The 13,891-nt window shown below is 49.6% G+C and carries 10 protein-coding genes, 2 pseudogenes and 1 riboswitch; of the genes and pseudogenes, 5 read left to right on the top strand and 7 right to left on the bottom strand.

Going from position 1 to position 13,891, the window contains the following annotated elements; translation table 11 throughout:
* Positions 1–248: 248 nt before the first annotated feature.
* Positions 249–488 (bottom strand): hypothetical protein, encoded by a 240-nt coding sequence (locus BUB16_RS13420; protein ID WP_139240307.1) that lies wholly within the window; start codon positions 486–488, stop codon positions 249–251.
* A gap of 53 nt (positions 489–541) precedes the next feature.
* Positions 542–1,216 carry a 3-keto-disaccharide hydrolase gene (locus BUB16_RS13415; RefSeq protein ID WP_434083892.1) on the bottom strand — a complete coding sequence of 225 codons (675 nt, stop codon included), beginning with the start codon at positions 1,214–1,216 and terminating at the stop codon, positions 542–544.
* A 211-nt stretch (positions 1,217–1,427) separates the two neighbouring features.
* Positions 1,428–1,631: riboswitch (cobalamin riboswitch) on the top strand.
* A gap of 144 nt (positions 1,632–1,775) precedes the next feature.
* Here BUB16_RS13415 and BUB16_RS21945 point away from each other — a divergent pair.
* The 4 genes and pseudogenes from BUB16_RS21945 to BUB16_RS13395 form a co-directional block, all read left to right on the top strand.
* Positions 1,776–1,955: pseudogene (locus BUB16_RS21945) on the top strand (hypothetical protein); the annotation flags it as partial.
* A 56-nt stretch (positions 1,956–2,011) separates the two neighbouring features.
* Positions 2,012–2,581: pseudogene (locus tag BUB16_RS13405) on the top strand (5-methyltetrahydropteroyltriglutamate--homocysteine S-methyltransferase); the annotation flags it as partial.
* Positions 2,582–2,857: 276 nt separating this feature from the next.
* The gene (locus BUB16_RS13400; RefSeq protein WP_073065264.1) at positions 2,858–3,844 is read left to right on the top strand and encodes a ribonucleotide-diphosphate reductase subunit beta; all 987 of its coding nucleotides are present in this window, start codon (positions 2,858–2,860) and stop codon (positions 3,842–3,844) included.
* A gap of 171 nt (positions 3,845–4,015) precedes the next feature.
* Complete coding sequence (locus BUB16_RS13395) at positions 4,016–6,436, top strand: ribonucleoside-diphosphate reductase subunit alpha (protein WP_073065261.1); 2,421 nt, start codon at positions 4,016–4,018, stop codon at positions 6,434–6,436.
* A 344-nt stretch (positions 6,437–6,780) separates the two neighbouring features.
* Here BUB16_RS13395 and BUB16_RS13385 read toward each other — a convergent pair whose 3' ends face one another.
* Positions 6,781–7,815 (bottom strand): glycosyltransferase family 2 protein, encoded by a 1,035-nt coding sequence (locus BUB16_RS13385; RefSeq protein ID WP_073065254.1) that lies wholly within the window; start codon positions 7,813–7,815, stop codon positions 6,781–6,783.
* Between the two features lie 192 nt (positions 7,816–8,007).
* Here BUB16_RS13385 and BUB16_RS13380 point away from each other — a divergent pair, with 192 nt between their 5' ends.
* The gene (locus BUB16_RS13380; RefSeq protein WP_073065251.1) at positions 8,008–8,505 is read left to right on the top strand and encodes a metallophosphoesterase family protein; all 498 of its coding nucleotides are present in this window, start codon (positions 8,008–8,010) and stop codon (positions 8,503–8,505) included.
* A gap of 115 nt (positions 8,506–8,620) precedes the next feature.
* Here BUB16_RS13380 and BUB16_RS13375 read toward each other — a convergent pair whose 3' ends face one another.
* From BUB16_RS13375 to BUB16_RS13360, 4 genes are all read right to left on the bottom strand, one after another.
* Positions 8,621–10,090 carry a phytoene desaturase family protein gene (locus BUB16_RS13375; RefSeq protein WP_244545701.1) on the bottom strand — a complete coding sequence of 490 codons (1,470 nt, stop codon included), beginning with the start codon at positions 10,088–10,090 and terminating at the stop codon, positions 8,621–8,623.
* A gap of 14 nt (positions 10,091–10,104) precedes the next feature.
* The gene (locus tag BUB16_RS13370) at positions 10,105–11,535 is read right to left on the bottom strand and encodes an SDR family oxidoreductase (protein ID WP_073065245.1); all 1,431 of its coding nucleotides are present in this window, start codon (positions 11,533–11,535) and stop codon (positions 10,105–10,107) included.
* 128 nt (positions 11,536–11,663) lie between these two features.
* Positions 11,664–13,079: a 23S rRNA (uracil(1939)-C(5))-methyltransferase RlmD gene (rlmD, locus tag BUB16_RS13365; protein WP_073065243.1), complete on the bottom strand. Its 1,416-nt coding sequence runs from the start codon at positions 13,077–13,079 to the stop codon at positions 11,664–11,666.
* Positions 13,079–13,603: a cyclic nucleotide-binding domain-containing protein gene (locus BUB16_RS13360; protein ID WP_244545700.1), complete on the bottom strand. Its 525-nt coding sequence runs from the start codon at positions 13,601–13,603 to the stop codon at positions 13,079–13,081. The genes rlmD and BUB16_RS13360 overlap by 1 nt, the downstream gene beginning before the upstream one ends.
* Between the last annotated feature and the right edge of the window lie 288 nt (positions 13,604–13,891).

The raw sequence follows: 13,891 nt of genomic DNA, 5'->3' as shown, positions 1-13,891 counted from the left end.
GTTGTCATGTAAACATAATCACTTTTTACCTAATTATGAAAAAATGAGCCAATGAACCTGTATTATTATAAGAGGGCTTTGAAAGGCCAGGGGTTTTGTATCAACTGCAAAGCCTGTACGATTTCAAGCCTGCAGGGTATATATAGCCCTCATGTGAGGATATTGAAACCCTAAAAAGGCAGAGATTGGACAAAAATGACAGTTTTTCAAGGGCCTCTGCAAACAAGCCTGTAAAGAACGGGAGAAAATCAGGGGAGGAGTTTAAAATCATAACCTGCATTTTCTTTCACTTCCAGGCGGGGCAGGTCTACTTTTGTATCGTGTTCCTCAGCCTCTTTAAGCAGCGCCTCGTAAAACTCCTTCGAGACCAGCAGCCGCTGGTATTCAACGCCATTTTCATAAATATAGTCTGTAATTGTATCGCGCAGACGATCCATCTTCTCCATGGTATAATACTCTTTTAAATTTGATTGTGATTTATGCATCATCAGGTAGTAAAATCAGTTGCTGTCACATTCAACGGGAACGAGGCGTTTGCTTATCAGTCAATCGGCTTAACTTTGATATTTTTGTAGTAGACTACACTTTCCGGATCGTGACCCTGCAGGGCAAAGGTACCGCTGTCAAGCACGCGTCCCTCGCGGTCCACCTCTTCCGGTTCGGTGTATTCGATCATCGTTTCTCCATCCACTTTTATGGTGATGTCCCGATCTTCGACCTTGATATACATCGTAAACCACTCCCCGTCCCGGGCGGGAGCGTCGTTCATCACATCCTTGATAGCATAGAGACTGGCCGTTTTCCGTGGATCGTCGTGGGTGTTATTCACCTGCACTTCGTATCCCTTCTCCGGCCAGCCCTCTTCCTGATATTCGGTGTGGAAATAGATGCCTGAGTTGGAGCCCTCGGTTGTTTTTACGTCGGCCATAAATTCAAAGTTCTTGAAATCGTTGCCATTATCCCAAGTAGTATAACCTATGCTGTCATTAACAGGGCCATTATAAAAAAGGTGCGCGCGGGGACCGTCGACCTTGATGAGTCCGTCTTCTACCGAAAAGGTCTCCGGATTCTCACTGGCCTGCCAGTTATTGAGCGTCCGTCCGTCAAACAGGGAGATCCATTCTCCCTCCGCCTGCTGGGCCGAAGCGGGAGTAACTCCGCCCATGAGCAAGCCTATGATACCGAGAGCTGTAAATAGTTTGATTGAGTAATTCATCATATTTTATTTGTTGTTTTTGGAGTTGTGCTCATGTTGCAGGTCGGTTGATCCTGCAGTGTCTGCTATACCATACGCATTTTAGTCCGCCCGTTCAACACTCAATTCTGCAAAATATTATTTATTCGGTTATATGAATAGGGACAAATGTTAACAACTTCGGCTAAATGTGGAAAAGTATTCGTTGACAATGGACGCCGAAGCTCTTTTCTTGAACACAAGATTTAAAGGTGTCCGCCAGCCGGCGGATGAAAAGGGAATCCGGTAATCCCCGAAGAGGGAGAATCCGGAGCTGTTCCCGCAACTGTAATCCGATATATTTTCTTGTTAATCCACTGTCTCAGCCCCAAAAGAGATGGGAAGGACCAGGGAAATTTCGGTGAGCCAGGAGACCTGCCTTTAAATTGAGTAAACGAGGCCTTCGGGAGCTAAGGCGTTGTTGAAAGACAGGCATGGTGCAGGTCTATATTATAATTTATATGATATATGTATTTCCTGTCTTATCAACGTTTTAGCGTTCCCGCCCCGTATAATTATAAGCTAAAACAAGGTAATACTCATGCTTACTCACAACCTCGGGTATCCGCGGATAGGTACCAACAGAGATCTTAAAAAAATCGTAGAATCGTATTGGAAAGGCGATATCGATAAATCAAAACTGGTGGAATCCACTGAAGTCCTTCGGGTGATGCACTGGACCAAACAGAAAGAAGCGGGCATAGACCGGGTCCCGTCGAATGACTTCTCACTCTATGATCAGGTGCTGGATACGGCGCTGCTGGTGGGCGCAATCCCCGGTCTGAAACGGCAAAACAGATTGCCCTGGCCATCCGCGATGAAGTCAAAGACCTGGAGGAAGCCGGCATACAGGCTATCCAGATTGACGAACCCGCCTTCCGGGAGGGGTTGCCGCTGCGGCGGGACGACTGGGACCGCTATCTGGAGTGGGCGGTAGATGCCTTTCGCATGGCTTCTACTGGGGTTGAGGATCAAACACAGATCCACACGCACATGTGCTATTCCGAGTTTAATGATGTGATCGAACATATTGCCCGCCTGGATGCGGATGTCATTTCCATGGAGACCTCCCGCTCCCGGATGGAGCTGCTGGATGCCTTCGTGGAGTTCGATTATCCCAATGAAATAGGTCCCGGTGTCTACGATATCCACTCTCCCCGGGTACCGTCGACCGAAGAGATGGTCGCGCTGCTGGAGAAAGCCGCGGATGTGCTTGACCCTGAGCAGATATGGGTCAACCCCGACTGTGGACTGAAGACCCGCGGCTGGGAAGAGACGCTGCCGTCGCTGGAAAATATGGTGGAAGCCGCCCGCGGGATGCGAAGAAAGACAGCGGACGTCAGTTAAGGCGTAGCTGTTTGCACAAAGCAGGCACGGCGATACACGGAGCTGGAAAGCATCACGCAAATTCATTGTGGATTTTCTATGTAAGAACTGTCTCTTAAATTTCCATTAAGTATATATTGCAACATATTGTGAGTAAACAACTTATATAAAATATGTACTGATACATATAAAGGAATCATAGCTACAGGCACAGTACGTTTTAAGTAGCATTAAAACCAAAATTTATTAGGTGTCGGCCTGGCATGCTACATCTCAACAGTAATTAAATCGAATCTCATGATTAACAAACTAATCGGACGCACGTCGGTACGCGATAATATTAAACTCAGTGAAGATCCTTCATATCCCATTTTCAAGGAGCTGTATGAAAAACAAAAGAAAGCGATCTGGTTTCCCGAGGAGCTGAATATTCAGCAGGATGCACTGGACTATCACTCGCTTTCGGAGGATGAAAAGGATCTTTTTGATACGGCCGTGGGCTACTTTTGCTCCTCGGAGCTGCTGGTGCAGAATGTGCTGGTGAACTCCTTCTTCCCGCTGCTCACCGATCCCCACGCCAAGATGAGCTTCAGCACCCAGCTGTTTATGGAAAACATTCACAGCGATTTTTTTGAGATTGTGCTACAGTCCTTCGGCATGGACCGTGAGAAGATGTACGATGTGGCTTTTGACGATCCCATCCTGCGCAAGAAGCAGTCGCTGATTGTGGATGAGATCGACAAGATCAGCTACGGGCAAATCGATCCGGAAACGCTTGAGGGACAGAAGCAGGTCCTGCGCGCCATCTTGCTGAACAACATCATCCTGGAAGGGATTTTCTTTTACTCCTCCTTTGCGCATTTCTTCGCCCTCAAGGATATGGCCAAGATGAAGAATGTGGTCTCGGGAGTGGAGCTGGTGCTGATTGACGAGTCGCTGCACCTGCAAAATGGCATTGAAGCAATCCTGATTATGCTGGATGAAAACCCGGAGATTGTGAAGGATACCGAATACGTGCAGGATATACGGGACGTCATTTTGGAGGGAACCGCCCTGGAAATCGAATACGTGAAGCACAAGTTCGGGGACCGCACCATCCTGGGCATATCATACGGAGAACTGGAGCGCTACCTGAAATATATCACCGACCGGCGGCTGCAGGAGCTGGGCTTTCAGCAGGAATTCCATATTACTGAAAATCCGCTGCGGTTCCTCCAGAAAGAGGACGTGAAAAAGCTGATCAACTTCTTCGAGGTATCCTCGACCGAATACACGAATTACTGACTGCAGGTTAAGCAGATCCCGCCGAGGGAGCAGGTTGTACTGAATATTCAATGATGCAGCCATAGCTCTCACGAGATATTTGGCAACCGGCATACAAAATCCAAAGGTAAAAGCTTGTACGAGCTGGTTATTTCAATGAAATATTATCAATACATATAAATCCCGAGAACCATGAAACGAACAGTCATAAAGCGCGACGGAACGGAAGAACCGTTCAGAACGCAGAAAATTATTAATGCTATTTTTGAAATTATAGAGGGACTGGAGGTAGAGGACGACTACGAGCTGGTCTTTCTGATTATGAAGGAGCTGGATCTGAAAGTGCCGGAGCGGGTGTCCACCGAAGAGCTTGACCGGCTGGTGCTGAAGGCTATAGAACAGCTTATCCCCAGGCATCCGGTCTACGATACGCTGGCCACAAGGCAGCTGCTGAAGCTTATCAACAAGCGCATTGACCGGCGGCTGGACAGCTTCCGGGACTACCTGGAGAAGGGCTTTGAGCAGGAGCTGCTGCATGAACGGCTTAAAGATTTTGATTTTGAGCTCCTGGAGCAGTCGCTCGACTTTGAGCGGGACCGCCTGCTCGGCTATTTTGGCCTGACCACCATGAATGACCGCTACCTGATGAAAAACCGCGACGGAGAAGTCATGGAGAAACCGCAATGGTTCTTTATGCGGGTGGCCATGGGCATCGGCAATTCGAACGAGGAGATCATCAAGATCTACAACAAGCTTTCAAAGCTGGAGTACCTGCACTCCACACCGACGCTGTTTAACTCGGGTACGGTTACCTCACAGTATTCTTCCTGTTATGTGAGTGTCATCGACGACTCCCTGGATTCGATCATGGACAAGGCCCGCGAGACGGCCTTCCTGGCAAAATATGCCGGGGGCGTAGGGACCGATGTCAGTCGCATCCGGGCAACGGGGTCGAATATTGCCTCGCTGAATGCGCCCTCATCCGGAGCCATTCCCTTTATCAAAATCTTCGATACGCTGGTCAACTCCATCCAGCAGGGGGGACGCCGCCGCAGCTCGCAGGTCGTTTCCATGCAGCCCTGGCACCTGGATATCGACGGCTTCCTGGACCTGCGGGAAACCACGGGCAACGCCTATTTTAGGACGCCATCGCTCAACACGAGCTTGTGGATGCCCGACGAAATGATGCGCCGTATCGACCAGGGAGAACCGATCTACCTGTTTGATCCCGGTGAGTGCCCCGAACTGGTGGATGCCACAGGCGATGATTTCAAGAAGAATTATGCCCGGCGTATTGAGCAGGCCGAAGCCGGGGAACTGGAGCAGTTCAGGCAACTGGACAGCCAGGACTTCTTCAAGAAGTACCTCTTCAAGCTGGCGAAAACGGGTCACCCGTGGCTGATCTTCAAGGATGAGCACAACCGCCATAACCCGTGCCCGGAGTACAGCGTGATCAACAGCTCCAACCTGTGTACCGAGATCTCCATTCCCAACCGTCCCGATTCCACGGCCGTTTGTACGCTGGCGTCGGTGAACCTGTCGAAGCATGTGAAAGAGGATAAAAGCGACATCGACTGGGAGAAACTGGTAGATACGCTCGAAACAATGACGCGGGGACTGGATAACATCCTGGACAAGAATTTCTATCCCTCCGAAGCCGCCCGTCAGAATACCATGGACTTGCGTCCCCTGGGGATCGGACTCATGGGCTTTGCGGAGGCCCTGATCGACCTGGATATTCCCTATGATTCCGAGGAAGCCGTCATCCTTGCCCGCAAGCTGGGAGCTTTTATGCGGAAGATCGCCTACCGCACCTCGCAGGAGCTGGCCGAAGAGCGCGGGGCGTTCAGGCACTACCGGGAGATGGAAGAGCAGGGGGAGGGGTATGATTACCCGCCGCGCCGCAATGCCGTGCTGCTGGCCATTGCGCCGACCGCATCGATCTCCATTATCACCGGCACGACCTCCTCCATCGACAGCTATTTCAGCAATATTTACTCGCGCGATACCCTTTCCGGCAAGCATATCGTCATCAACCGCCAGCTGATTGAGGACCTGGAGGAAAAAGGAAAGTGGAGCGATGGGATGGCGGACGTCATAAAGGCCCATAACGGGTCGGTGCAGTATATCGATGAGCTGGATGGCGTCATCGACAAAGAGCTGTACAAGACCGCCTATGAGATTCATCCCAGGCGGCAGATCGATATAGCGGCGGCCTTCCAGGAATCCATCGACCAGGCCGTGTCCAAGTCGCTGTACATTGACGAGCACCTGCGTGAGGACATGGAGGAGATCTATCTCTATGCCTGGGAGAAGAAGCTGAAGTCTACCTATTACTGCTTCATTGACAAGGTGGTAAAAGGGGAGAAGTACACCGAGAAAGTAAACAAGAGGGGATCGCGCAAAGGGTTCGGAGGCGGAGGTGCGGCTTCTGCCGCGAACGGCGATTCATCCGATACGAGCGAGCCTGCAGAAGCAGGAACCCAGGCCGAACTGGAGGCCAAGGCCCGGCAGAAATTTGGGGATGAGGTTGTGGATGAGGCGCTCGAGGCCGACGCCGATTCGTGTCCCACGGACCCCATGCTCAGAAGGATCTGCCCGGCGTGCGAGTAGCAGCGCATCCGGGACTTCATAATATCCTGTCTTTATTGCGATTTACTGCAATAAGCAGAAGATCATCCCGCATATAAATAGCATATTTGTGCGATATTAATTCGATCTTAAAGTGAGGTAGCAGCCGTTTAATGATCCTTTGTATTTTTGGGACCATTTTGTACTCCGCAGATATTTTTATTTATACCCGGTAAATTTTGTGTGGGGCGGGGGATCGAAGGCAGAGGAGGTGAACCGGCAAAGCGGATTTCCTGCGTTATTGAAAAACGGGGAGGGGGACGCGGATTCGCACCACTTTTTACAGTCATTTTACAGCATACGATAATTGTGACTGCTTACGGAATTCATGTTTCTTCGGAAGCCGAAAACAGGGCGTCAAAGGTACGCTTTTGGTTGATGAAGTACTCCACGATGATATTTACCGGGAGCAGCGGGGAGGGATCGCTCTTGACGGTTCGCCTCTCCTGCAGGCAGGCCCGCTTTTGACGGGTCGTCCCGAAGGATTGCCAAAAATGATAATGGGCGCGGACGATCGCCTTGCATTCGGCCCATTTTCCCCGCAGCAGGGATCGCAGGGCGGCCACAACATCCAAGCTGTAACGTATCCAGAATCGCCGATGCAGCGTTTGCGCGCTGCAATTCTTCCAGAGCATGATTAAGTTATTCCGGTAGTTATAGTAGGTTTTCCGGGGGGATTCCATCGGCAGTGAGCCGCCCCCGAGGTGGTAGATGATGCTATGGGGACAGTACCGCACCCTGTGGCCGGCGTTCCAGAGGCGCCAGCACAGGTCGATTTCCTCCATATGAAACTCAAAATCCTCGTCAAATCCCCCCTGCTCCTCAAATATTGTTTTCCGGACCGCCAGCGCCGCCCCGCCGGCCCATAAGATATCCCGTGGATCGTCATACTGTCCCTGATCTTTTTCGACGGTATCGAAAATGCGTCCCCTGCAAAAAGGGTAGCCATAGCGGTCCAAAAAACCCCCCGCCGCCCCGGCGTATTCAAAATATTCCGGCTGTTTATCGGATCGGAACCGGGGCTGCGCAGCAGCTACCTCCGGGTCGGTAAAACATTCGGCGAGCGCATCCAGCCAGTCCGGCTCCACGCGGACATCATTATTCAGGAAAAGCAGGATTTCGCCGCTTGCGTGGGGGACCGCCCGGTTATTCCCGCCGCAGTAGCCGTAGTTTTCATCCAGCGCCGCAATTTTCACTTCGGAATACTGCTGCCGAACCCATGCTTTGGACCCGTCGTCAGAGGCGTTATCCGCCAGAATAATTTCGAAATCGCTGTAGCTGGTAGCAACCACACTCGGCAGATACTTTTTGAGGTGATGAAGGGCATTCCAAGAAACAATAATAATGCTGAAAGAGGGCATAGGTTATATGGTAAATAATCAGTTGATCAAAGGGAGTAGTATAGGAAAAGCCAACCGGAATTTCTTTTAACATTCTTGGAAAATTTTTGCTGTGGGTTATGCGTTTTCCATAAAGTACTATTTTGAGAAATGACAGAACTTTGTACCTTATTGGCTTATTCGGTTCAGCAAAACAGAGGTTGTTAACAGTTTATGATAAAAGTTGGTTTAATTTCGGATACCCACGGCTATCTTGATCCCGAGGTCCTGGAACATTTTGAGGACCGGGATGAAATATGGCATGCCGGTGATTTCGGAGCCCTGGAAGTTGCTGATGAACTCAGGGAGATCGCTCCGCTTTTGGGCGTATACGGGAATATCGACGGCCGGGATATTCGCCGGGAGTACCCCATGCACCAGCGTTTTAACCGGCAGGGGATCGATTTTTGGATGACGCATATTGGCGGGGTACTGGGACGCTATTGCCTTCCTATTCGAGAGGAGATGGAGAAGAATCCGCCGGACGTTTTTATTTGCGGGCATTCACATATCCTGAAAATCGGCCGCGACCAGCAGAAAAATAAGATGCTGTTTATTAACCCCGGGGCAGCGGGTCGCTATGGCGTTCAGGTGTACCGCACCTGTGTTCGTTTTAATATTGATGAGGGCCGCATCCAGGAGATGGAAGTTATTAATCTGGGAGAGAAGTAATTCAAAGCGCTCTAAAGCGTGGTTTCTTACTTATGTCAAAATTGTTGTTTTTGAGATCTTCTCACGGCCACTTCAGGAGAGTGGGTGATTTGTGGTCCGAAGAGCTGTTTATAAACTAAGCTTCCCGGTAGCGACTGATCAATTCCGTTGCATGGAAAGCAGAGAGGATCACCAGCGGAATGCCCCCGCCCGGATGCGTGCTCCCGCCCACGAGATACAGTCCCTCTATCGACCGCGATTTGTTTCGGGGACGAAGGAAAGCGGAAAGCCGGCTGTTGGAGGAGGTGCCATAGATGCTCCCCCGGTTGCTGCGGTATTTTTGATGGAAGTCAGCGGGCGTAATCGTCTTTGTATACCGTATATGATCCGTCAATCCATCCAGCCCTCGTTGTTCCAGTTTCCTGATCAGCACATCCCGGTATTCGGATGACCGCTCATCCCACCGGCTGTTTTCGGTCAGATAGGGGGCATTTACCAGCACAAACAGGTTTGATCCCCCGCCAGGGGCATGTCCCGGGTCCGAATGCGAGGTATTGGCCACATATATGGTCGGATCATCGGGCATCATTTGATGCTCAAAAATTTGGGTAAACTCACGCCGGTAATCCCCGGAAAAGAAGATGGTGTGGTGGGAAAGCTGCGGGTAGGTCCTGTCGATGCCGAGCATGAGTACAAATCCCGAACAGGAAGGCTCCGTATGGCTTAGCTTTTTCTGTTTAAATGAAGAGACAGACGAAGCGTCCATGAGATTCAGGTAGGTTTCGCAGGCATCCGCATTGGAAACCACAAGGTCCGCCTGGTTAAAATGACCCGACTCGTCTGCTACGCCGGTTACCCGGCGGTCTTTCACCGTGATTTTTTTAACGTCCCTGTTCATCGAAAATGTTACACCGAGACGACGGGCTACATCGACTAAGGCTTCGATGAGCCGGTACATACCGCCCTTGATATAATAGCCGCCCATGCCGATTTCTACATGAGGTATCACGTTCAGTGTAGCGGGCGCACGGTAGGGCGAGGAGCCGTTATAGGTCGTAAACCGTTTAAAGAATTTTTGGAGTTCCGGTGACGTAAACTGGCGGTCAACGCGTTCAGCAACCGTTTTAAAAGCATCAATACGGAAGAAGTCCGTCAGTTTCAGGGAGCTTACGTCGGAAAGCCCGTAAAGAGGATTGAAAAGAAAAGCCTCTTTCGTCCGCTGGTAGAGGTCCCGGGAGTAGTCCATGAACTCCCGGTAGGCTTGGACATCATCCGGTGCGAATGCCTGTATTTGGGCGATATTGATGCCTTCATCCCGGTAACAATCAAACCGGGTGTCCGTGGCAAAGAAGTAGCGGCAGATGGGATCAATGGCTTCAACCGTCAGGTGATCATCCATTGCGGAGCCGCATTGTTCAAACAGGGACTTCAGAACAAGGGGCATGGTGAGCAGCGAGGGACCCGTATCAAACCGGTAGCCTTGTGCTCTGATCTCATTGATTTTTCCGCCGGGCTTGCTGTTTTTTTCCAGGACCGTAACATTATGTCCCTTCGAAGCCAGCAGGCAAGCCGCTGACAGGCCGCCCAGTCCTGATCCGATGACCATTACGTTCATAACTGTTATTCGGTAGCAGGTTTAGTAATATTTTGAATCATTCCCTTGAAAATAAAGGCATGAAGTGGATATAAGGCATACCAGTACAGTCGCCCCCATACTCCGAGGGGACGAAAGGTGGCTGTTTGATAGAGGATGTCATCTTTTATTCGGAACTCAAGCCAGGCTTCCCCAGGCAACTTCATTTCTGCATATAAGAGTAAGCGTTGGTCTTTTCGGCTGGCGTAGAGCACCCGCCAAAAATCAAGTGAGTCTCCGGCCGATAAATTGTTACTGCTTTTGCGTCCTCGTCGCAAACCGACCCCCCCGACAATTTTATCAATGAAACCACGAAGGGCCCAGAGACTATTGCCGTAGTACCAGCCGGTTTCTCCTCCGATGGACCAAATTCTGTTTAAAATAAGCTGTTTATCTTCTATTTTCTGTTGTTGACGGTCTTTAAAACAACCGTAGGAGGGAACTTCGATAAGGTTAGAAATTCCTTCTTTCAATATTTCGCCGGAACGGGCATCGGTCCACCGGGATATAACTCCTTGCTGTTCTATTTTATCAAAAGCCATTCGAATAGCCTCTTTATAGGACAATAAGGGCATGTCGAGCATTTCGTGGAGCTTATTTTCACTGCATATCACCTCTACTTTCATACTGTTCACCAGATTGACGGCCAGCCTATACGAGGTGGAAGTAACGAAATATAGCCAATAAGAGGAAAGCTGTGGAGTCATTACCGGTACACTGATAATGGTACGTTTAAGATTACGAACATCAGCAAACTGAAGCAGCATTTGCTTATAGGTCAGGATTTCCGGGCCTCCGATGTCGAAACTTTGATCATATGTTTCCCTGTGCAACAGCACACCTTTCAGGTATGCAATGACGTTTCGGATGGCGATGGGCTGAGTTCGGGTACTTAGCCATTTCGGTGCTATCATCACCGGCAGTTTCTCTACCAAATCGCGAATAATTTCAAAGGATGCGCTGCCCGAACCCACAATGATGCCCGCCCGAAGTGTCGTCAGCGAAAAAGGGCCGGAAGATAAAATCTCCTCAACTTTTTTTCGTGAACGCAGGTGTTTGGAAAGATTTTCGCTGTTAATAATTCCGCTTAGATACACAATCTGTTCGACAGAAGTATGCTTCATTTGCTTTACAAAGCTGGTAGCGGACTGTTGTTCAAGGGTCTCAAAATCATCGTCATAAGAAGACATCGAATGAACCAGGTAATAGGCGGCGTCAATATTTTTCGGAATAACGTTTAGGGTGGAGTCCTCTAACAGGTCAACTTCGATAACATCTATTTGGTCAGCTGGGTATTGAGAAGTATCAAAACGATGTTTATCTCTCGTACAGCAAATAACATGGTGTCCTTCATCCAGAAGAACAGGGAGCAGTCGTTGGCCGATATAACCGGTAGCACCTGTGAGTAGTATATTCATAGGGCGAATTATAAATTACTCTGCTCATCCCGCAACTGTGAGCAGTAAGGACTTCAAAAGGGAAGATGATGCAAATAGTGTATTACTCACGAGGCTAATAACGGGGGAACCCAGGGAGTTCCAAACGGTCAGTTTTCATCTTTTAACCGGAGTTTGGCTACCGTTTCAATATGGTAGGTCTGTGGAAACATGTCGACCGGCTGTACTTCCTCAATGGCATAAACGGCGCTTAATTTTTTCAGGTCGCGTGCCATAGTAGCACTGTTACAGCTGATATAAACCAGTTTCGGCGCTTTGAGGGTATTCAGATGCTCGACCACATCCGGGTGCATACCGGCCCGCGGGGGGTCGGTAATCAGGCAGTCGGGATGACCGTACTCCCCGGTGATCTCTTCCCCGAAAACCTCCTGGATATCTCCCTGCAGGAAATCCACGTTGTCAACATTGTTTTTCCGGCTGTTTTTTTGCGCATTTCTGATGGCGACCTTGGACAGCTCGATTCCCAGCACCCGCCCGGGCTTGTCGCTGAGAAAAAGGGTAAGGGTCCCGACCCCGCAATAGAGGTCAAAGAGCGTATCCCCCGGCTGCAGATCTGCATATTCCCGGGCCACGGCGTACAGCCGCTCTGCCTGCCGGGTATTGGTCTGGAAAAATGAATTGGCGTCAATTTCAAACTCGTAGGAACCGATACGATCAGTAATATATCCCGGCCCGTATAGAACCTTTTCGTAGCGTCCGACGGCCGTGGGATTCGACCGGTCGTTGACATTATTGATGACCGTTGTAATTTGAGGAAACTCTTTCAGCAGCGCTTCGGAAAGCGGTTCAATAATCTCCGGCTCATCTTTATAACTCACCAGGTTAACCATCAGGTCATCGGTATATTCGGAGGTGCGTATGACGACGTTCCGCATAAACCCTTTCCGGCGTTTTATATTGAAGGGTTCAACCTCATGTTCGATACACCAGGATCGCACGAAATCCAGGATGCTATAGGAAACGGGGTCCTGCAGGTGACATTCACTGAGATTCAGAATTTTGTCATACCGTCCCGGAGCATGCAATCCCGCCGCAAAACAGCGGTCATCCACATACTCCTCGCGATTGATCTCCTCGGGACTCAGCCAGCGCCGGGCCCCGATAGAATATTCCATCTTATTCCGGTAATAAAAGGGATTCTCACATCCTATGGTGTCTTTTACCTCAATGGTGTCAAAACCGCCAATGCGCTCCATGTGATCCTGTACCTGCTCGGATTTAAATTCCAGCTGGTACGGGTAATCCACATGCTGCCAGCTGCATCCCCCGCATTCCCGGGCGTGGCGGCATTTGGGCTCGATGCGCCGGGGGCCCTGTTCAAGCACTTCAAGCAGTTTACCCTCGCGATAATTCTTTTTGCTCTTGGTTATGCGGGCTTTGACACGGTCTCCCGGGGCCGTATTGGGTACGAAAACGGCCAGTCCGTCGACTTTGGCAATACCTTTGCCTTCAAAAGCAACGGACTCAATGGTAAACTCAGCTTCTGTTCCTTTTGTGAGTGTCATTAAAGTAGTTCGTCATTATTATTAGGATTCATCAAAGACTCGAACTGCAGGGAAAGGGCATGCTTGGCCCCCACCTGTCTTTTGAGTTCGTTTGTTACAATCTCCAGCTGTTTCATGGCGACCATTGCCAGCGTCTCCATAAACTTAACGGCAATAACAGGATGTCGGTTTTTCAGCGTTTCAAAGTCGGGTTTAAAGAATCCCAGCAGGGTGCAATCCGTGAGACATTTTACATTGGAGATCCGTCGAATTTCATACCCGATGGAGAGAGCTCCAAAACTTTCGGGGGCTTCTATGGTATAGGAATAGGGACTCTGATCCTGATCCGATTCGACCTCTAAAATAAGTTCAACCTTTCCCTCCTCAATAAAGTACATGCCGGTGCCGGGATCGCCTTTATAGTAGATGTACTCATTCTTTTTATATTTGCGCCGGTGGCAATACTGCAAAAATTCCGACCGTTCCAATATGGTCAGATTTTGCAAAAATCGTGAGTTAAAGATAATTCGGCCTTTTTTCTTCATACTGCTTAACGGTTCCGATCCAAACATATCCGAATGAAATTGGTTAGTTGAGAGGCATAAACTACAGAAAAATAGCGTGAGAATTTAATATTAATATAAGGCGTTCGGCGGTGAGGGTGCCCAAATTGAAAGAAAAAGCCGGCCGCAAGATAGAAGTGCATTAACATTAACACTAATACAGTAGCTCGTAATTATCATAACATTAACAAAAGCCGCGGCTTTGAGCGCGGCTTTTGTTATACAATGGAGCCTTTACAGGAAAAACTGTCAGACAACTGCTATTGCTGT

It is taken from the genome of Fodinibius roseus (assembly GCF_900129315.1).
In the GTDB taxonomy this organism is placed as follows: Bacteria; Bacteroidota; Rhodothermia; order Balneolales; family Balneolaceae; genus Fodinibius; species Fodinibius roseus.
Note: the sequence above shows the minus strand (reverse complement) of the source record. Positions and strands in the feature narration are given on the sequence as shown.

Bases quoted from the DNA above. Each gene is read 5' to 3' on its own strand.
- BUB16_RS13380 (WP_073065251.1), top strand. From the start codon at position 8,008: ATGATAAAAGTTGGTTTAATTTCGGATACCCACGGCTATCTTGATCCC.
- BUB16_RS13395 (WP_073065261.1), top strand. From the start codon at position 4,016: ATGAAACGAACAGTCATAAAGCGCGACGGAACGGAAGAACCGTTCAGA.
- BUB16_RS13400 (WP_073065264.1), top strand. From the start codon at position 2,858: ATGATTAACAAACTAATCGGACGCACGTCGGTACGCGATAATATTAAA.
- rlmD (WP_073065243.1), bottom strand. From the start codon at position 13,079: ATGACACTCACAAAAGGAACAGAAGCTGAGTTTACCATTGAGTCCGTT.
- BUB16_RS13370 (WP_073065245.1), bottom strand. From the start codon at position 11,535: ATGAATATACTACTCACAGGTGCTACCGGTTATATCGGCCAACGACTG.
- BUB16_RS13415 (WP_434083892.1), bottom strand. From the start codon at position 1,216: ATGAATTACTCAATCAAACTATTTACAGCTCTCGGTATCATAGGCTTG.
- BUB16_RS13360 (WP_244545700.1), bottom strand. From the start codon at position 13,603: ATGAAGAAAAAAGGCCGAATTATCTTTAACTCACGATTTTTGCAAAAT.
- BUB16_RS13420 (WP_139240307.1), bottom strand. From the start codon at position 488: ATGATGCATAAATCACAATCAAATTTAAAAGAGTATTATACCATGGAG.
- BUB16_RS13375 (WP_244545701.1), bottom strand. From the start codon at position 10,090: ATGGTCATCGGATCAGGACTGGGCGGCCTGTCAGCGGCTTGCCTGCTG.
- BUB16_RS13385 (WP_073065254.1), bottom strand. From the start codon at position 7,815: ATGCCCTCTTTCAGCATTATTATTGTTTCTTGGAATGCCCTTCATCAC.